Genomic DNA, 18,143 nt, shown 5'->3' with positions numbered 1-18,143 from the left:
AACAGTCGACAAGGAACGCAACGCAGAGTGAAGGGGGTGTTTCTGCAGGTCGATGGCGATGGGTCAGGAACGGTCCAGGGCACGGTCCAGGTTGACGGCGGCGCTGATGAGCGCCAGGTGCGTGAACGCCTGCGGGAAGTTCCCCAGGGCCTCCCCGGACGCGCCGATCTCCTCGGCGTACAGGCCGACGTGGTTGGCGTAGGTGAGCATCTTCTCGAAGACCATCCGCGCCTCCCTGACCTGCCCCGCCCGGGTGAGCGCCTCCACGTACCAGAACGAGCAGAGGTTGAACGTCCCCTCCTCGCCCGCCAGCCCGTCGTGGCCGTTGATGGCGTAGCGGTGCACCAGGCTGTCGGAGACCAGGTCCTTGCCGATCCGCTCCAGCGTCATCAGGAAGCGCGGGTCGGTCGGGCCGGAGAACTTGAGCAGCGGCATGCACAGCAGCGAGGCGTCCAGCTGCTTGCTGCCGGGGTGCATGACGTAGCTGCCCAGGTCGGGGTCCCAGCACTGCTGCTGGACGAACCGGTACGCCTTCGCGGCCAGGTCGTGCCACTCGCCCACCGGGGCGGGCAGGCCGCGGTCGCGCGCGATCCGTCCCGCGCGCTCGAACGCCACCCAGGTCATCAGGCTGGAGTAGGTGAAGCGCTGGCGCGGGCCGCGCACCTCCCAGACGCCCTCGTCGGGCTCCTCCCAGTGGTCGGCCAGCCAGTCCAGCCGTTTGGACAGCGCGTCCCAGAGCGAGTAGGAGATCGGCACCTCGCGGTTGTAGAGGTAGACCGAGTCCATGATCTCGCCGTACACGTCCAGCTGGCGCTGCCCGACCGCGTTGTTGCCGATGCGGACCGGCTTGGAGCCCATGTAGCCGTCCAGGTGGTCCAGCACCTGCTCGGGGATCTTGTCGCTGCCGTCCACCGCGTACATGATCATTATGTCGCGTTCCAAAGTCGCGGATTCGCAGCGCCGCTCGATCCACTCCATGAACGCGGCGGCCTCCTCCAGGAAGCCCAGCGTCATCAGCGCGTAGATGGTGAACGCGGCGTCCCGCAGCCAGCTGTAGCGGTAGTCCCAGTTGCGGACCCCGCCCAGGTGCTCGGGCAGCGACGTGGTCGGCGCGGCGATCAGCGCGCCCGTCGGGTGGTACACCAGCAGCTTGAGCGCCAGCGCCGAGCGGTGCACCATCTCCCGCCACCGGCCCTTGTAGCGGGACTGCCCGACCCAGCGCTGCCAGAAGTCGGAGGTGCGCAGGAACAGCTCGTCGGCCTCGCCGGGGACCAGCGGGTGCGTCTCGCCGTTCCACTCCAGGACCAGGTCCACGGTCTCGCCCTCGTCCAGGGTGAACGTCGCCGTCGCCCCGAGCCCGTCCGCGTCGATCCGCAGCGGGACGCTGGAGCGCAGCACGCAGCGCCCGGCCGCCGAGGTGAACACCGCGCCGACCCCCTCGACCAGGTCGACGGTGTGCGGGGCGCGGGCGTAGTCGAAGGCGGGACGGCAGCACAGCTCGAAGGTCGCCTGCCCGCGCACCGCCCTGGCCTGCCGGACCAGCAGGTCGCGCGGCGGCGCGACGCCGCTGGTCTCCGGCACCATGAAGTCGATGATCTCGCCGACCGCCTCGGCCGTGAGGAAGCGGGTCATCAGGATGTTGGTGTCGGGCAGGTAGAGCTGCTTGGGCCGGGTCGTCGTCCGGCACGACAGCGAGAAGTAGCCGCCCTTGCGGGCGTCCAGCAGCGAGCCGAACAGCGAGGGGGCGTCGAACCGGGCCGGGCAGTACCAGTCGATCGTCCCGTCGGTGCCGACCAGGGCGACGGTCCGCAGATCGCCGACGATGCCGTGTTCCTCGATCGGGAGGTACCGGCCGGAAGGCCCGGACGGCGCGGGGGGAGTGGGCGGAAAGGGCGCGGAGGGCGCGGAGCGCGCGTTTCGCGGAGGCACATCTCCGATGATCCGGCCAAATGTTTCGGGCGCATTCCCGGAGTGTTACGGGAGCCTCTCTCACTGTGACGCATTCCGGCCGTGTGCGTTCACCAGTATGACGATCAAGGTTGGCCGGGCCGTCACCGGGCGGGCCCTGGGCCGGTCGCGGCCATCTCGGTACGTTTCCGGCGCGCGCGGTGATCTCCCGGCGAGGGTCGCACGGAGGGCCGCGGCGAAAGGAGCCGACATGGCCGCCGGTGGAACGACACGGAGGATCCAGCGGGGGAGGCGGCGCGGGGTCGCGCTGCTGGGCGCGGCCGCCGTCCTGCTGCCGCTGCTGACGGTCGCGGCCCCGGCCACCGCCGCGCCCGCCGAGCGCGGCAGGGCGGCGCCGATCGTGCTCGGCCACCGCGGTGCCTCGGGCTACCGCCCCGAGCACACCCTCGCCTCGTACGAGCTGGCCGTCCAGATGGGCGCCGACTACATCGAGCCGGACCTGGTGCCGACCAAGGACGGCCAGCTGGTGGCGCGGCACGAGAACGAGATCGGCGGGACGACCGACGTCGGCACCCGTACGGAGTTCGCGGGCCGCAGGACGACCAAGACGATCGACGGGCGCCCGGTCACGGGCTGGTTCACCGAGGACTTCACGCTCGCCGAGCTGATGACGCTGCGCGCCGTCGAGCGGCTGCCCGACGTCCGCCAGCACAACACCCTCTACAACGGCCGCTACCAGGTCCCGACCCTGCAGGAGGTCGTCGACCTGGCCAAGCGGCTGGGCCGCGAGCACCGCCGCCGCGTCGGGATCTTCCCCGAGACCAAGCACCCGACCTACTTCCGCTCCATCGGGCTGCCGCTGGAGAACACCCTCATCTCCACCCTCAAGCGCAACGGCCTGGACCACCGCGACGGGCGCGCCATCGTCCAGTCGTTCGAGCCGACCAGCCTCCGCACCCTCGACAAGGCGCTGAGCGTCCCGGTGCTCCAGGCCCTCTCCACCTCCGGCGCCCCGTACGACACCGTCGCCGGCGGCCAGGGACCCACCTACGCCGAGATGGTCACCCCGGCCGGCCTCAAGGAGATCAGCACCTACGCCGACTGGATCGGTCCCGAGAAGACCCTGGTGATCCCCAACAAGGCCGACGGGACGATCGGCACGCCCACCCCGCTGGTGAAGGACGCGCACGCCGCCGGTCTGAAGGTCAGCCCCTACACCTTCCGGAACGAGAACCAGTTCCTGCCCGCCGACCTGCGCAACGGGACCGCGCCCGGCGCGTACGGGCAGGCGCTCAAGGAGTACGACCTCTTCTACCGCACGGGCATCGACGGGCTGTTCAGCGACAACCCCGACACCGCCATCATCGCCCGCACCGAGTTCCTCGCCCGCTAGGAACGAGGCGTCCCCTCCTCGCCTGCCTGTCCCGGTCGTCGAGACGGCCGGGACAGGCGGGTCACGACCCGTCCCCATCGGCGAGAGCCGTGGAGTCGGTGTCGAGCAGGAACCACACGGTGCGGCCCTTCGCGTCGCTCCAGGTGCCGCACCGCCCGTCGGTGAGGTCGTGAAGCATGGCCAACCCGCGGCCGGAGGTGGCGTGGACGCCGGCGTCGACGGGCACGGGGGCGCGGCAGGTCGACCCGGCGTCGGTGACCTCCACGCGGATCCCCTTCCCGATGGACCATGCCGCGATGGACACCGTCCCGGGCCGCCCGTCCTCGTCCGGCCGGGCCGAGTCCGAGTGCAGGACGGCGTTGGTGACCAGCTCGCAGCCCAGCAGTTCGACCCAGAACGCGGCGGGGTGATCTTCACCGAGCAGGCCGCGCAGCCAGCGCCGCGCCGTTTTCACCTGCTCCACCTCCGCGGAAATGTCGATCCTCCCGAGCACGGCCGGCTCGCGAACATCGGGAGTCGTTTGCTGGGGGCGTCGGGCCGGTTGTTGCAGATCTCCATTGATCATCGGAGTCGTCTCCGTCCGGAGTTTGGAGCAACTGCGCGGTAGCCGCTCCTTGTCAGTGATCAGGTGACTACGCTATGTGCACAGCTAACCACTCTCACGCGTGGCATGCAAGTGGCATGACTAGCATGAGATTTGCACGCACGCCCTAATCGCACAGTGCTGATCGCACAAGGAGGACTCTGGGACATGGCAGTCGTATCCAGCCCCACCACCCGCGGCCGACGCCTGGCCTTTGAGTTGCGCAAGTTCCGCGAGCGCGCGGAACTGACCCCCAGCCAGGCTGCGCGCCAACTGGGCTGGTCACTGAGCAAGCTCATCCGTATCGAGAAGGCCCAGACCCAACCCAAGACCTCCGACATCACCGCGGCGCTCGCGTTGTACGGCGTCGACAGTGCCACCCACGCCGCACTCATCCAACTGGCTAAGGAATCCTGGAAGCGCGGCTGGTGGACGGCCTATGCCGACGTCTTCAGCGGCAGCATCGTGGCCCTGGAGGACGAGGCCAGCAGCATCTGCGCGTGGGAACCGCAACTCGTGCCCGGCCTACTCCAGACCGAGGAATACGCCCACGGGATCATCAGCCTGCGTTCTGAAGACCCTGCCACCATCCATCGACGTGTGATGGCCCGGATGAACCGGGGCATGCTGCTGCGTCGCCCTGATGCCCCACGACTGCATGCCGTCCTCGACGAGGCGGTGCTGCGCCGCGGCATAGGCGGCCCCGAAGTGATGCGCAAGCAGTTCTCGGCTCTCGTCGAAGCCGCACAGCGCCCCAACGTCACGATCCAGATCATGCCCTTCGACAGCGGTGCGCACCTGGGGCTCGAAGGCTCGATGGAACTGCTCGGCTTCGCCGATGACGCCGAACTCGACGTCGCCTACGCCGAAGGCCCGATGGGGGACATCTACCTCGAAAGCGCCGAAGAGGTCACCCGCATTAGGCTTGCTCTGGAAACCATCTGCAGCGCAGCGATGCCCCCGGCCGAGTCGGTCCACCTCATCGCCGCACTGGCACAGGACGGGCCCTAGTCGCAAGGAGCGCCTCCCACATGATCGAACCAGTACGCCCTCGATGGCGTAAGTCCCGTCGAAGCGGCACCGGCGACAACTGCGTGGAGATCGCGGGCCTGGACGGCATGCGAGCCGTGCGTGATTCCAAGGACCCAGATGGCGGTGTGCTGGCCTTCGATACCGCTGTCTGGAGCTCGTTGATCGGCCGGATCAAGCGGGGCGAGTTCGACATCGGAGGCCCGGATCCGTCGGGGTACGTGGCATCGGCGGAGTGCATCACCGCCATGATCAAGGAGATGTGAGTCCCACTCCCATGACCTCCATCGATCTCTCACACGCTGTATGGCGCAAGAGCAGTCGCAGTTCACCGGCCGGCGAGAACTGCGTGGAGATCGCGGGCCTGGTCGGTCTGCGTGCTGTACGCGACTCGAAGGAGCCTGACGGCGGTGTGCTGGCCTTCGATGCTGCCGCCTGGAATTCGTTGATCGCCCGGATCAAGCGAGGCGAGTTCGACATCTAGGGGGCCTGGAGACGGATCGAGCCGTTGCTGGCGCAGGCTGATGGCCGGGGTCGTGTTCGCTCAGGTCCGCTCTCACCCCTCGCCGGATGGGCGCGGCAGGATCTTGCCGGACATGCCACCGGTCACCTGGATCACCTCACCCGTCACGTAGCCGGCGACAGCGTCGGACAGCAGCCATGCCACCACCGACGCGACATCGCGCGACGTCGCGGGCCGGCCAAGGGGAACCGTCGCCAGGGCTCGCTTCAGGCGTTGTTCCGCCGCGGCTTCGGCGTGGGCCGACGGAGGCACCCACGTCGGGGAGACCGCGTTCACCCTTCCGTGTGGAGCCGACTCGACGATTTCGCGTGCCAAGGTCCGGACGAGGCCGTGCGTCACCGCCGACTTGGCGGCGGCGTAATCGGCGTAGCCGTCTTCACCGAAATGGGCGGCCGCCGACCCGACGAACACGAGCGAGCCGTGACCGACCTCGCGCACGTGCTTCAGGTAGGCGCGGGCGGTGAGGAACGCGACGGTGAGGTTCTGGTCCAGGGTCGTACGCCACCGCTCGAGTGTCAGGTTCCGCGTCTGCACGGGCGGACCCGGCCATCCCCCGGCGTTGGCGACCACACCGGTGAGAGGGCCGGCGCTTTCGACCGCGCGCTCGATCAGCGCGTCCACCTCGGACTCCACGAGCAGGCTCGCCTGAAGAGCGAAGCCTCCCGTGTCGTCGGCCAGAGCGTGAGCGGCGGCGACCCGGCTCCGGTAGTGGATGATCGGCACGGCGCCTTCGGTCGCCAGCCTCCGCACGATCGCGGAGCCCAGAAGACCCGACCCGCCGGTGACCAAGACCGCCTTGCCGCTGAGTCCGAGATCCACGCGATGCCCCTCAGACCTCGACCGCGGTCGCGTCAGGAAAAATCGGTGTGGTGCCGGGACCGCGTACGGCGCACGCCGCGTTGCCCATCCGGCCAAGATCAAGTGTCGCCGGCGGCGGCCCTGTCCCCGTCGTGGCGGCCGGCTCAGTAGCCTCACCCGCGTTCAGGACAAGGACGTCCACGCGGCGCAGGACGTCGACGGAGCGGAGTCTGGTCTCCAGGCCGTCGATCAGCAGGTTCAGGTCGAGCGTCGCGTTCGCGCCCTTGCCGCCGAGACCGGTGCAGGTGTCCGCTCCCGGCCCCGTCTCGCGCGGGGCCGGGAGCGACGGCACCCGGAAGAAGACGTCCCGGTTGATCGATCCGAGGACGATGACCGCGCCCACGCGAACCTCCAAGGGTGGACCGAAATAGTTCGTACCTTTATTATGCGTACCGTAATCGATTGGAGTGCGTCGTGGGTAGGACTGTCGTTCGCAACGGGACCGTGGTCACGAACGGGCTCGCAGGCACTCTCCGGGCCGACGTCGCCATCGAGGGCCGCCGCATCGTCGAGATCGGCACCGTGGCCTCACGAGGAGGCGACGTCGAGGTGGACGCGACCGGCTGCTGGGTCACCCCCGGCCTCGTCCAGACCCACGTCCACCTGTGTCAGACGCTGTTCCGCGGCCTGGCCGAGGATCTCGACGTCATGGCCTGGCTCGACCAACGGATCTGGCCGCTCGAGCGACTCCACACAGTGGAGACCGCCGCCGCGTCCGCGCGATGGGGCATGGCCCAACTGCTCCTGTCGGGCACCACCACCGTCAATGCGATGGAAACGGCGCTGCACACCGACGCGGCGTTCGAGGCCGCAGCCGACCTGGGTGCCAGGGCGTTCATCGGTAAGGCGCTGATGGATCGTCAGGAACCCGGGACCGCTTTGTGGGCCGAGGACACCGCGGCCGCTTGGCACGACCTCGACCGGCTGGTCGCGAGATGGCACGGCGCGGCCGACGGCCGGCTGCACGCGGCGGTCGCACCTCGCGCTCCCTCGGCCGCCACCGACGAACTGTGGAGCCGAGCACTCGACCTCGCGCGCCGGCTGGACCTCGTCGTCCACACCCATGTCAACGAGAACCGGGGCCAGGCACGTCGCGTCGCCGACGCCAACGCCGCACGAGACGTCCACTATTTGCACGATCTCGGCGCCCTGGGTCCCCTGTCGGTGCTCGCGCACTGCGTGTGGCTCTCCGAGGAGGAGCGCGAGATGCTGGCGTCCACCGGCACCACCGTGGCGCACTGCCCTTCGGCAAACCTCAAGCTCGGTTCCGGGATCGCGCTGGTCCCCGAGATGCTCGAAGCGGGCGTCAACGTCTCGATCGGCACCGACGGGGCCGCCTGCAACAACAGCTTGGACGGGTTCGAGGAGCTCCGGATGGCGGCCCTCGTGCACCGCCCGCGCTGCGGAGCCGGCGTGATCTCCGCCGCACGGGCTCTGCGGATGGGCACGATGGGCGGCGCCCGAGCACTCGGCCTGAGTGATCAGGTCGGCATGCTGGCCGTCGGCCGATTCGCCGATGTGGTCATCGCCGCCACCCCGGAGTCCGCCGATCCGGCCGACCCCGCGGAGTTCACGCGAGCGGCCACCCATCTGGTCTTCGGCGGCGCCGACCGCCGAGTGGACTCGGTCCTCGTCAACGGCCGGCTCGTGGTCAGCCGCGGCGAACTGGTCCACGGTTCCCGAACCCAGATCGAGGCCGACGCTCTCGCCGCGCGAGCGCAGCTGGTCAAAGCCCACGGAGCAGCGGCATGACCACCGTCGACCTCGACGCGCCCTCAGCCCTCGAATCGAAAGGAAACGAAGATGCTCGTCAGTCAGGTCCCGGCCTTCACCGAATACTGGTACCCCGTCGCCTACGCGCGGGAGATCACCGATGTGCCCCGGCGCACTCGAGTCCTCGGCGAGGACTATGTCCTGTGGCGCGGCAGGGACGACGCCATCGGCGCAGCCGTCGATGAGTGTCCCCACCGCGGATCCCGCCTCAGCCAGGGCTGGGTCGAGGACGGCGCTCTTGTCTGCGGGTACCACGGCTGGGCGTTCGGCGCCTCGGGGGCGTGTGAGCGAATCCCGCAGAACGACCCCGACCAGCCGATCCCACCGCGGGCCCGCGCCCTGTCCGTCCTCGTCGAGGAGAAATACGGCCTGATCTGGCTCTGCCCCGGAATGCCCCGCGCCGGGATCCCGGTGCTCGACGAGGCCCTCGACCCCGGGTTCACCCTGATCCACGAACTGATGGAGGTCTGGCAGGCGTCCGCACCCCGCGTCATCGACAACGCGCTCGACGTCTCTCACCTCGCCTGGACCCACCGCAACACGATCGGCTCGTCGGCCAATCCCCGGATGAACGACATGCAGGTCGAGCGCGACGGCCACAAGCTGCGATCGCGAGTCTCCTACATCTCGCGACTCACGCCGGAGCAGCGCCGCAACACGGGCCTGACCGGCGACTTCACGACCCGGACGACCAACTCACAGCTCGTGCGGCCCTTCGTCTTCAAGGACGTCATGGAGTATGAGAACGGCCTGCGGCACGTGCTGTTCAAGACGGCGACCCCGATCGACGACGAGCACACCCTCTTCTGCCAGTTCATCGCCCGGAACGACGATCCGGACGAGGAGAAGAGGAAGGAGATCATCGCGCTCGACCGGCTCATTCAGAGTGAGGACAAGGAACTACTGGAGCAGATCCGACCCGAGTTCCCGCTCGAGATCCAGACCGAGATGCACACCCGGACCGACCGGATGACGGTGGAGTACCGGCGCATCCTGGCCGAGCTCGCCCAGGAGAGTTCCCTGGCCCCGCCCGACCGGACCTGGTCGCGACCGTTCGCGGACGCGGCACGCGCCTCGATCCAGCAGCGGCGCTGAGCAGTCCGTGCGACCGAGACCGGCGCCGGTCGCGAGGTGCTACCGCACCTCGTCGCCGGTCAGGTCCCGGCCGGCCAGGCCTCGGATCGCGTCAAGGAAACCCTCCGTGGCCATGGCATCCGCGAAGAACTCCGCACCGAGCTTGTCCAGGATCACGACGCATCTCCGCGCCAGAAGCTTCCCGTTCTCGGTCACCCGGACCCTGACGGCCCTGGCGTCGCGAGTGTCCCGATCACGGCTGATGTGGCCGTCGCGTTCGAGGACTTTCAGGACCTGGGACGTCAGGACCGGCTCGAGGCCCGCATGGGCGGCGATCGCCCGTTGGTTGGGCATGTCGCCTTCGCGGCCCAGCCACCACGCACTGCTCAGCACGAGGAACTGCACGTGCGTCAACGACATGCCGGCGAGGGCCGAGGCCACCTCGCGCTGCCAGCGCAACGCCGCGTGCCTCAGCAGGAAGCCCGGAGTGGTGCCGGCCGAATGCCGGCGGAGCGCGTCTTCGAGCTGGTCCATCGGAAGCGCCTCAAGAGCTGCGATCTCGTCTTGCATTTTCTTGCTCAGCGGCACAACAAGGTCCTTCCGACAAGGCCGAAAATCGCGGACCCGAGTTCCGCGGCCCAGACCCCAATCCGACTTGAACAGTGAATGAGAACATCCGTGAGACTAATCGTAGACAGCGACGGCGGCATCGACGACGCAGCCGCGCTCTGGTGGTTGTGCCGCAACCCTGACGTCGATCTGGTCGCCGTCACCGCGGTCGGCGGAAGCGTGCCGGCCGCGCAGGCCGCCATCAACCTGCGGTTCATCCTCGAGGCCGCCGGCGCCGGTCACGTCCCCGTGTTCTCGGGCCGCGACCAGACCGCTCCCGCGCCGCGAACACAGCGGCCGGTGATGATCCACGGATATGACGGACTCGCGGATCTCGAGCGGAAGCCACCGATCCACCCACCGGAAGCCGGAAAGTCGGTCCTCGACGCATTCGATGAACTGTGCCGGGCGGGCACATCGGTGCTCGCGCTCGGCCCGATGACCAACCTCGGCGCCGGTATCACCAGCGGCGCACTCCGGCCTGACGGTGCGACCCTCACCTTCATGGGCGGCAGTGCCCGCGCAGGCGGCAACGCGCGTCCGACCGCGGAGGCGAACATCGCGCACGATCCGTCCGCGGCCGATGTCGTACTCCGCACATCCTGGGCGACCCCACCCCGCATGGTCGGACTGGACGTGACACACCGGGCCACACTCACCGAGCGCGAGTTCGGCGACCTCGCGGCGAGCCGGACACCCGCGGCGAAGTTCCTGGCCGGCCGCCTCGCGTACTACGGCCGTCACGCCGGCATGCTGTGCGCTCCGGGCGAGACTCCCTGCCACGACCTCCTCGCGGCCATGGTCTGCACCGACCCCACGTTCGTCGACGCCGAGATCGTCGACCTCCAGGTCGACATAGGCGGAGGTGCCGCCTGGGGGACGACGGTCGCCGACCTTCGGCCTGTGGCCCGGCGCGCGCACGTCTCGGCCTCGGCCGGGGACGGCAACGCCCTCGGCGAGGGGGCGGCCGTCCAGGTCGGGCTCGACGCGGACGTCGACCGGTTCCGCGCAACGTTCCGATCATTCGTCACCCTCCCCATTGCCAAATAATAAAGGTACGAACTAAAATTGACCGACAGTTCCGCGCGCCAGCCGGAAAGCGGTAGAAGGACTCCTCCGCAGTCCTGATCGATCGCCTCCGTGCGCCGACCCGGGTCACCAAGAACCAGCGGGCGCCAGGCAGGAACCCGGGCTCAAGGAGTTGTGTCCCGTGCACGCCGACCAGATCAGTGCGACCAGAGTCGCCACCTCAGCACGAACGGAGTCTCCGGATCCGGGGATCGCGAGCGCGGGCCCTGACACGAACGCCGTCCTCGACGTCGTCGTCGCCGAGCGGACCGACCTCGCCGAAGACGTCGTGGGACTGACCCTGCATCGCGCGGACGGCGGTCCGCTCCCTCGCTGGGACGCCGGATCACACATCGATCTGATCTTCCCCACCCCGACACTCGGTACGCTCACCCGGCAGTACTCCCTTTGCGGGGATCCGTCCGACAACCGGGAATGGCGGGTCGCCGTACTCGGCGACCGCCACGGTCGGGGAGGGTCGCGCCATCTGTGCGACCGGCTCCAGGCCGGTGCCGTCCTCCAGGTTCGAGGGCCGCGCAACCACTTCCCGTTCGCCGCCGCCGAGGAGTACCTCTTCCTTGCCGGTGGAATCGGCATCACGCCCATCAGGCCAATGGTCGCGGCAGCCGCCGCGACCGGTGCGCGATGGCGACTCCACTACGCGGGGCGGAAGCGGTCCCGGATGGCGTTCGCTGCCGACTTCGCGGCCACCTACCCCGACAAAGTACATGTCATCGCCGAGGACGAGCATGGCTTCCCCGACCTGCGATCCATCCTCTGCGGGGCGTCGCGGAACACGGCGGTCTACAGCTGCGGCCCCGCGCCGATGCTCGAAGCCGTCGTCGCCACATGCCAGGAGCTCGGCCTTCCCGCGCCGCACCTGGAGCGCTTCACCGCGGTCCAACCGGAACCCGGCACCTTCCAAGACACGCCCGTCGACGTCGAGTTCCGCCGGCTGGGCGTGACCCGGACCGTTTCGGAGAACGAGTCGATCCTCGACGTCGCCGAGGAGCTCGGATCCCCGATCTTCGGCTCGTGCCGCGAAGGAATCTGCGGTACCTGCGAGACCCGTGTTCTCGAGGGCGCGCCGGAGCACCGCGATGCGCTCCTGAGCGACGCACGGCGTGCGGACCACATGTTGATCTGCGTCTCCCGGGCCACGTCACCGTGGCTGGTACTCGACGCCTGAGCTCCGGCCGAGGAACCGGGATCCGTCCGGCGAAGGGAACCAACGTCAGTCGACGCGTGGCGGTGGGCGGCCACGAGATCGCGGAGGTGCCGCACGTGTTCGTCCGGCGCAGTCTTTCGCTCACGTCCAACGACAGGAGAACGCATGTCCACGGTGCTGGGAATGAACCAGTACGGCAAGGCGGAGACCCGCGTCGTCCGCATCTATCGCGACACCCCGATGCACGAGATCCGCGATCTCAATGTGTCGACGTCGTTGCGCGGCGACTTCGACCGTGCTCACACGATCGGCGACCAGTCGATGATCATGCCCACCGACAGCCAGAAGAACACGGCGTTCGCCTACGCCAAGACGCACGGCGCCGACTCGATCGAGGACTACGCGATCGCCCTCGGCAAGCGTCTCGTCACGGCGACGCCCGCGGCGCGCCAGGTGCGGGTTCGCGTCCAGGAGTACGCCTGGGACCGCATCGGTGACCACTCGTTCGTGCGCCGAGGCGGCGGCGTCCGTACCTGCGTCGTCACGATCACGCGAGGCGACGCCCGCGACGAGTGGGACACCCAGGTGCTGACCGGCGTCGAGGATCTGGTCGTCCTCAACTCGACCGGCTCGGAGTTCAAGGGCTTCCTCAAAGACGAGTACACCACGCTCCCCGAAACCGACGACCGGATCCTCGCCACCTCGCTCGCGGCCACATGGCGGCACACCGGCACCGGCGTGGACTGGAACCGGTCATACGAAGCAGCGGTGACCACCCTCCTGAGAACGTTCGCCGGCACCTATTCACGGGCGTTGCAGGAGACCTTGTACGTGATGGGCGTCGCGCTCCTCGAATCGCAGGACGCTCTGGCGGAGGTGCGCTTCTCCGCACCGAACAAACATCATTTCCTTGTCGACTTCTCCGATTTCCGGGTCAACGGACTCACCAATGACGGCGAGGTCTTCAACGCCGCGGACCGGCCCTGCGGACTCATCGAGGCTCAGGTCATCCGCGACGACGCGCCCACCGCCCGCGACGCCTGGCCGGCCGAACCCGGATTCCGCTGATGGTGGTCACCCGGGACGTGCTCCTCGGCTGCCTCGCGATCCCCCGATGGGCGGACGAGGTACTCGCCGGACATCCGTACACGAACGCCGCCGGGGTGCTGGCCGCGGCGGTCCGGGCGTCGGGTGAGCTCACCGACGAGGAACTGGTCCAGGCTCTGTCCGGCCATCCGCGGATCGGCGAGCACGGCGGCGCACAGTCACGACTTGAGCAGTCCGGCATCGATCTGGCGGTCGATGGCACCGCCGCGAGGCTGGCGTCCGGCAACGCGGCGTACGAGGAGCGCTTCAGCCGGGTGTTCATCATCCGCGCCGCCGGGCGGGACGGGGAGGAGATCCTCGCCGAGCTCGAAAGACGGCTCCACAACGATGACGCCACCGAGCGCGCGGAGACGATCGAGAATCTCCGGCAGATCGCACTCCTCCGGCTGGAAGCGGCGTTGTCATGAGCGGGTTGTCCACTCACGTCCTGGATACAGCCCTGGGCCGACCGGCGGCCGGGGTTCACGTCACGCTCGAGACGCGCGACGGCCGGTACGTCGCCGAAGGTGTCACCGACTCCAACGGACGCATCGCCGCCATCGGAACCGGATCACTGGCCGCCGGCGACCACGTCCTGCGCTTTGATACCGGAACCTACGTCGACGGCTTCTACCCGGAGGTGATCGTCATCTTCACCGTCGTCGACGCGGAGGACCACCACCACGTTCCGCTGCTGCTCAGCCCCTACGGCTACGCGACCTACCGTGGCAGCTGAACTCGACCTGGTGATCCGCGCGCGGCGCGCGGTCGTCGACGACACGGAACGACCGGTATCGGTCGGCGTGATCGGCGGGAGGATCGTGACCCTCACCGGGCACGACGAGCCACCGGCAGCCGCGCGCACGGTGCGGTTGGCCGAGGACGAAGTGTTGCTGCCCGGCCTGGTCGACACGCATGTTCACGTCAACGAGCCAGGGCGCACCGAGTGGGAGGGTTTCGCGAGCGCGACCCGCGCGGCGGCCGCGGGCGGCGTGACCACGATCCTCGACATGCCCCTGAACTCGGTGCCACCGACGACGACGGTCGAGAACCTACGCCTGAAGCGGGAGGCCGCGGCGGGTCAGGCGCATGTCGACGTCGGCTTCTGGGGCGGCGCGGTGCCGGGCAATCTCTCCGATCTCGCACCCATGTACGCCGCCGGCGTCTTCGGATTCAAATGCTTCCTGCTCGGCTCCGGCGTGCCGGAGTTCGGCCATCTCGACCCCGGGCCGTTCGCCCGTGTGATGGGGGAGTGCGCCCGCATCGGCGCGCTGGTGATCGTTCACGCCGAGGACGGCCACCTTCTGGACGAGTCGGCCCTGGCCGGCAGGAGCTATGCCGGCTTCCTGGCCTCGCGGCCGCAGGCGTCCGAGGTGGCGGCGATCGAACTGGTCATCCGCCTGGCGGCGAAGACCGGCGGCCGCGCGCACGTCGTGCACCTGAGCGCAGCGGACGCGGTTCCGATGATCCGGGACGCCCGCCGTCGCGGGGTCGACCTGACCGTCGAGACCTGCCCGCACTACCTCACGTTCGCGGCGGCGGACGTCCCCGACGGCGCGACGGAGTTCAAGTGCTGCCCGCCGATCCGCGAGGCGGACAACCGGGACGCACTCTGGCTGGCCGTTGCCGACGGGACCGTCGATTTCATCGTCTCCGACCACTCACCGTGCACTCCGGAGCTCAAGCTGCGTGGCGACGGCGACTTCGGCACGGCCTGGGGCGGCATCGCATCGCTCCAGCTGGGACTGTCGGCGGTGTGGACCGGTGCTCGCCTTCGCGGACATGACCTGACCGACGTGATCCGCTGGACCGCGACCGCGCCGGCGAGCCGCGTCGGTCTGTTCAGGAAGGGCCGGATCGGTATCGGCGCCGACGCGGACCTGGTGCGCTTCGCGCCCGACGAGGAGTTCGGCGTGGACGTATCGCGTCTTCACCACCGCAACCCGGTGTCGGCGTACGCCGGTCGTCGGCTCACCGGCGTCGTCCGCGAGACCTGGCTGCGCGGGATCACCGTCGACGACGGTCTGCCCCCGCGTGGCCGGCTGCTGAGGAGAGGGCAATGACCAACTACCACGTTCCCGCGGGCGGGTTGCCGCCTCAGAGCGCGCTGACGACGGATCGGGCACGGTTCACCGAGGCGTACGCCGTGATCCCGGCACGGACACAGAGCGACATCACCGCGTCCTACCTTCCCGGGTGGCAGTGGACGAGACTCTGGGTCCTCGCCCGTCCCCTCACGGGGTTCGCCGAGACGTTCAGCCAGTACATCGTCGAGGTCTCCCCGGGTGGCGGCTCCGAGAACCCGGAGGCCGACGCCGGGGCGGAGGCCGTCCTGTTCGTCGTCGGCGGCGCGCCGACCTTGACGATCGAGGGCACGACCCACGGCCTGACCGCGGGCTCCTACGCCTACCTGCCGCCGGGAGCCCGCTGGACGCTTCACAACATCGGTCCGGACATCGCGTCGTTCCACTGGATCCGGAAGACCTACCAGCACGCGGCCGGACTCGATGTCCCGGAGGCGTTCGTCACCCGGGAGCGGGACGTCACGCCGATCGACATGCCCGGCACGGGCGGCACCTGGTCGACCACCCGGTTCGTGGACATCGCCGATCTGCGGCACGACATGCACGTCAACATCGTCAACTTCGAACCCGGAGGATCGATCCCGTTCCCGGAGACCCACGTCATGGAACACGGCCTCTACGTTCTCGAGGGGAAGGCGGTGTATCTCCTCAACACCGATTGGGTCGAGGTCGAGGCGGGTGATTTCATGTGGCTCCGAGCGTTCTGTCCGCAGGCCTGCTACGCGGGCGGCCCCGGACGGTTCCGCTACCTCCTGTACAAGGACGCGAACCGGCCGGCTCCCCTGTCCGGCGCGCTTCGATGAACCCCACGCCTGTACGCATCGACGCGGTCTGCGGCCTCACGTTCCGAGGACTGTCGCCCGGCCGGCCGACCACGGTCTCTGTCACGACGACTCACGGAGCCGACAGTTGGGTTTCGCTGGGCACCTTCGCCGCCGACCGTGACGGAGTGGTTGACACCGGTCGGATGCGGTCAATCGCCGGCACGTATGTCGGCCGTTCGTCGATGGGCATCTTCTGGTCACAGCGATGCACCACCGGCGCGGCGGTCCCGTCGACCGCCGCCGACCCGGTGACGTCGACGGTGCACGTCCGTCAGCACGGAGAAATCGTCGACGTCACCGCGGTCCAGAGGTTCGCCGACGGCCCCGACGTCGAACAGCGCCCGGCCACCAAGGGTTTGATCGGGACTGTCTATCTGCCGGCCCGGCCGAAGCGGATCCCGGTTCTCGTTCTCGGCGGATCCGAAGGCGGCCAGAACGATCTCGCCGCCGCGCTGATGGCCGCCCACGGTCACCCGAGCATGGCGCTCACCTACTTCGGGGCCGCAGGTCTGCGCGATCGGCTTGAGGAGGTACCTCTGGAGTACCTCGCCGCCGCCGCGGAGGACCTGGCCGGAACCGGTCCGTTCGCGGTCTACGGCGTCTCCAAGGGCGGGGAGCTGGCGCTCGTGCTCGGCGCGACCCATCCCGCCGTGGCCGGGGTGGCCGCGATGGTCCCGAGCTTCCCCGGCGTGTCGGCGCTGCACTCCGATCTCCAGCCGTGGTCAGGACCCGGGGCACCGAGCGGCATGCCCATGGGGCACGTCGAGCCGCCGCACGCCGGCGAACTGTTCGCGCCGGGCACCGCATTTCGGACAACGCGCGCCCGAGGTCCGCGGACCACCGTCCCGACTCTCCTGGTGACGACCGGGGACGACACCGTTCTCCCGCCGCTGCGGATGGAGGTCCCGGCCGGCAAGACGCTGGAGCGGGTCCACATCCAAGGAGCCGGACATCTCATCCAGCCTCCACACCTGCCCACCACCGCCACGGTCGCACCGTACGGCGACGGCTGGCTGCTCCTGGGCGGGACTCCGGCAAGGAACGCCCTGGCGAACAGGACCGCGTGGACGAGGACACTCCGGTTCCTGCGTCTTCTCGACTCCGAGTGAGCGAGTAGCGCTCCGGGTGGGCGCCCTGGGCGCTAGTCGGACAGGCGCCAGCCGCTCCAGATGTCGACGTCACCGTCGGTGGCGTACCGGTCGATCTCGGCGAGCTCCTCGTTGGTGAGTTCCGCCGCGTCGAGACAGCGCAGACTGTCGTCGAGCTGGCTTACGCTGCTGGCGCCCACGACCACCGATGTCATCCGGGGATCCCTCAACGCCCAGGAGAGTGCCATCTGCGCGAGCGTCTGGTGCCGTTCGGCGGCGAACTTGTTCAGGGCCCGGACCCGCTCCCGATTGTCGCCCGTCAAGTAGCGATCCGGATTCAGCGGGCCGGACCGGGCGGCGCGCGATCCCGCCGGAACCCCGTTCAGGTACCGGTCGGTCAGAAGACCTTGCGCCAGCGGCGAGAAACCGATGCAACCCGCACCCGCACCTTCGAGTACGTCGAGCAAGTCGTCCTCGATCCAGCGGTTGAGCATCGAGTAGGACGCCTGGTGCACGAGCAGCGGGATCGCGAGCGCGTCGAGCGCCTCGACCGCTCGGGAAGTCCGGTCGGCCGAATAGGAGGAGACGCCGGCGTAGATGGCCTTGCCCTGGCGGACAGCGGTCTCCAGAGCGCTCATCGTCTCCTCGATGGGCGTGGAGGGGTCGGTACGGTGCGAATAGAAGATGTCGACGTAGTCGAGTCCGAGCCGCCGCAGGCTGGCATCCAGGCTCGCCAGCATGTGCTTCCGGCTGCCGCCCGTCCCGTAGCGGCCGGGCCACATCTCGTAGCCGGCCTTGGTGGCGACGACGATCTCGTCACGCCTGCCGGCGAGGTCGGTTCGCAGGATCCGTCCGAACAGCTCCTCCGCCGACCCGGGTGGAGGGCCGTAGTTGTTGGCCAGGTCGAAGTGCGTCATGCCGTTGTCGAACGCGTGACGGACGAGCGCACGCTGCCTGTCCTCGTGCCCGGTGCGGCCGAAGTTCTGCCACAACCCCAGGGACAGGACAGGCAGGTCGAGGCCGCTTCGGCCGCACCGGCGGTATTCCATGTGACTCCTCAATCTTCGCCCGACCA

21 protein-coding genes and 1 pseudogene are annotated in these 18,143 nt (G+C 69.0%); 15 read left to right on the top strand and 7 right to left on the bottom strand.

Annotated features, from left to right (window positions below; genetic code table 11):
* Positions 1-63: 63 nt before the first annotated feature.
* Entirely contained in the window at positions 64-1,929 is a 1,866-nt protein-coding gene (locus tag ACFPZN_RS30480) for a glycoside hydrolase family 15 protein (RefSeq protein WP_378285698.1), read from the bottom strand.
* Positions 1,930-2,158: 229 nt separating this feature from the next.
* On the opposite strand from ACFPZN_RS30480, the gene ACFPZN_RS30475 reads away from it, so the two are divergent.
* Positions 2,159-3,301, top strand: coding sequence for a glycerophosphodiester phosphodiesterase (locus ACFPZN_RS30475; RefSeq protein WP_378285697.1), 1,143 nt, complete (start codon positions 2,159-2,161; stop codon positions 3,299-3,301).
* 61 nt (positions 3,302-3,362) lie between these two features.
* Here ACFPZN_RS30475 and ACFPZN_RS30470 read toward each other — a convergent pair whose 3' ends face one another.
* The gene (locus ACFPZN_RS30470) at positions 3,363-3,866 is read right to left on the bottom strand and encodes an ATP-binding protein (RefSeq protein WP_378285696.1); all 504 of its coding nucleotides are present in this window, start codon (positions 3,864-3,866) and stop codon (positions 3,363-3,365) included.
* A 186-nt stretch (positions 3,867-4,052) separates the two neighbouring features.
* On the opposite strand from ACFPZN_RS30470, the gene ACFPZN_RS30465 reads away from it, so the two are divergent.
* The 3 genes from ACFPZN_RS30465 to ACFPZN_RS30455 are packed head-to-tail and all read left to right on the top strand — an operon-like array spanning position 4,053 to position 5,397.
* Positions 4,053-4,895, top strand: coding sequence for a helix-turn-helix domain-containing protein (locus tag ACFPZN_RS30465; RefSeq protein WP_378285695.1), 843 nt, complete (start codon positions 4,053-4,055; stop codon positions 4,893-4,895).
* A 20-nt stretch (positions 4,896-4,915) separates the two neighbouring features.
* The gene (locus ACFPZN_RS30460) at positions 4,916-5,179 is read left to right on the top strand and encodes a DUF397 domain-containing protein (RefSeq protein WP_378285694.1); all 264 of its coding nucleotides are present in this window, start codon (positions 4,916-4,918) and stop codon (positions 5,177-5,179) included.
* A gap of 11 nt (positions 5,180-5,190) precedes the next feature.
* Entirely contained in the window at positions 5,191-5,397 is a 207-nt protein-coding gene (locus tag ACFPZN_RS30455; RefSeq protein ID WP_378285693.1) for a DUF397 domain-containing protein, read from the top strand.
* A gap of 72 nt (positions 5,398-5,469) precedes the next feature.
* Here the strand turns inward: ACFPZN_RS30455 and ACFPZN_RS30450 are convergent, their stop codons facing one another.
* Positions 5,470-6,255: an SDR family NAD(P)-dependent oxidoreductase gene (locus tag ACFPZN_RS30450; RefSeq protein ID WP_378285692.1), complete on the bottom strand. Its 786-nt coding sequence runs from the start codon at positions 6,253-6,255 to the stop codon at positions 5,470-5,472.
* 10 nt (positions 6,256-6,265) lie between these two features.
* Positions 6,266-6,649: a hypothetical protein gene (locus ACFPZN_RS30445; protein WP_378285691.1), complete on the bottom strand. Its 384-nt coding sequence runs from the start codon at positions 6,647-6,649 to the stop codon at positions 6,266-6,268.
* A 2-nt stretch (positions 6,650-6,651) separates the two neighbouring features.
* Between ACFPZN_RS30445 and ACFPZN_RS30440 the strand changes: the two genes are divergently transcribed.
* Both ACFPZN_RS30440 and ACFPZN_RS30435 read left to right on the top strand, forming a co-directional pair.
* The gene (locus ACFPZN_RS30440; protein WP_378285690.1) at positions 6,652-8,046 is read left to right on the top strand and encodes an amidohydrolase family protein; all 1,395 of its coding nucleotides are present in this window, start codon (positions 6,652-6,654) and stop codon (positions 8,044-8,046) included.
* 51 nt (positions 8,047-8,097) lie between these two features.
* Positions 8,098-9,162 carry a Rieske 2Fe-2S domain-containing protein gene (locus tag ACFPZN_RS30435; RefSeq protein ID WP_378285689.1) on the top strand — a complete coding sequence of 355 codons (1,065 nt, stop codon included), beginning with the start codon at positions 8,098-8,100 and terminating at the stop codon, positions 9,160-9,162.
* Between the two features lie 39 nt (positions 9,163-9,201).
* On the opposite strand, the gene ACFPZN_RS30430 is transcribed toward ACFPZN_RS30435, so the two are convergent.
* A complete protein-coding gene (locus ACFPZN_RS30430; protein WP_378285688.1) occupies positions 9,202-9,729 on the bottom strand; it encodes a MarR family winged helix-turn-helix transcriptional regulator in 528 nt (175 codons plus the stop codon).
* A gap of 78 nt (positions 9,730-9,807) precedes the next feature.
* Here ACFPZN_RS30430 and ACFPZN_RS30425 point away from each other — a divergent pair, with 78 nt between their 5' ends.
* The 8 genes and pseudogenes from ACFPZN_RS30425 to ACFPZN_RS30390 form a co-directional block, all read left to right on the top strand.
* Positions 9,808-10,800, top strand: coding sequence for a nucleoside hydrolase (locus ACFPZN_RS30425; RefSeq protein WP_378285687.1), 993 nt, complete (start codon positions 9,808-9,810; stop codon positions 10,798-10,800).
* Between the two features lie 160 nt (positions 10,801-10,960).
* Positions 10,961-12,007, top strand: a complete 1,047-nt coding sequence (locus ACFPZN_RS30420) for a PDR/VanB family oxidoreductase (protein WP_378285686.1) — start codon at positions 10,961-10,963, stop codon at positions 12,005-12,007.
* 144 nt (positions 12,008-12,151) lie between these two features.
* Complete coding sequence (gene pucL / locus ACFPZN_RS30415) at positions 12,152-13,054, top strand: factor-independent urate hydroxylase (RefSeq protein WP_378285685.1); 903 nt, start codon at positions 12,152-12,154, stop codon at positions 13,052-13,054.
* The gene (locus ACFPZN_RS30410; protein ID WP_378285684.1) at positions 13,054-13,500 is read left to right on the top strand and encodes a 2-oxo-4-hydroxy-4-carboxy-5-ureidoimidazoline decarboxylase; all 447 of its coding nucleotides are present in this window, start codon (positions 13,054-13,056) and stop codon (positions 13,498-13,500) included. Before pucL ends, ACFPZN_RS30410 begins: the two co-directional genes overlap by 1 nt.
* Entirely contained in the window at positions 13,497-13,808 is a 312-nt protein-coding gene (uraH, locus tag ACFPZN_RS30405) for a hydroxyisourate hydrolase (RefSeq protein WP_378285683.1), read from the top strand. Before ACFPZN_RS30410 ends, uraH begins: the two co-directional genes overlap by 4 nt.
* On the top strand, positions 13,798-15,135 hold the full coding sequence (gene allB, locus ACFPZN_RS30400; protein WP_378285682.1) for an allantoinase AllB: 1,338 nt from the start codon (positions 13,798-13,800) through the stop codon (positions 15,133-15,135). Before uraH ends, allB begins: the two co-directional genes overlap by 11 nt.
* A complete protein-coding gene (locus tag ACFPZN_RS30395; RefSeq protein WP_378285681.1) occupies positions 15,132-15,959 on the top strand; it encodes a bifunctional allantoicase/(S)-ureidoglycine aminohydrolase in 828 nt (275 codons plus the stop codon). Before allB ends, ACFPZN_RS30395 begins: the two co-directional genes overlap by 4 nt.
* A pseudogene (locus ACFPZN_RS30390) lies at positions 15,956-16,264 on the top strand (acyl-CoA thioesterase/BAAT N-terminal domain-containing protein); the annotation flags it as partial. The gene ACFPZN_RS30395 and the pseudogene ACFPZN_RS30390, both read left to right, overlap by 4 nt.
* Here the strand turns inward: ACFPZN_RS30390 and ACFPZN_RS30385 are convergent.
* Entirely contained in the window at positions 16,178-16,453 is a 276-nt protein-coding gene (locus ACFPZN_RS30385) for a hypothetical protein (RefSeq protein WP_378285711.1), read from the bottom strand. The pseudogene ACFPZN_RS30390 and the gene ACFPZN_RS30385 sit on opposite strands and share 87 nt — an antisense overlap.
* Before the next feature lie 6 nt (positions 16,454-16,459).
* Between ACFPZN_RS30385 and ACFPZN_RS30380 the strand changes: the two genes are divergently transcribed.
* A complete protein-coding gene (locus tag ACFPZN_RS30380) occupies positions 16,460-17,089 on the top strand; it encodes an acyl-CoA thioester hydrolase/BAAT C-terminal domain-containing protein (RefSeq protein WP_378285709.1) in 630 nt (209 codons plus the stop codon).
* Between the two features lie 32 nt (positions 17,090-17,121).
* On the opposite strand, the gene mgrA is transcribed toward ACFPZN_RS30380, so the two are convergent.
* Positions 17,122-18,117: an L-glyceraldehyde 3-phosphate reductase gene (gene mgrA, locus ACFPZN_RS30375; protein ID WP_378285680.1), complete on the bottom strand. Its 996-nt coding sequence runs from the start codon at positions 18,115-18,117 to the stop codon at positions 17,122-17,124.
* Positions 18,118-18,143 lie beyond the last annotated feature (26 nt).

Origin of the sequence: Actinomadura rugatobispora, from assembly GCF_042656285.1 — a bacterium.
Lineage (GTDB): Bacteria > Actinomycetota > Actinomycetes > Streptosporangiales > Streptosporangiaceae > Spirillospora > Spirillospora rugatobispora.
Note: the sequence above shows the minus strand (reverse complement) of the source record. Positions and strands in the feature narration are given on the sequence as shown.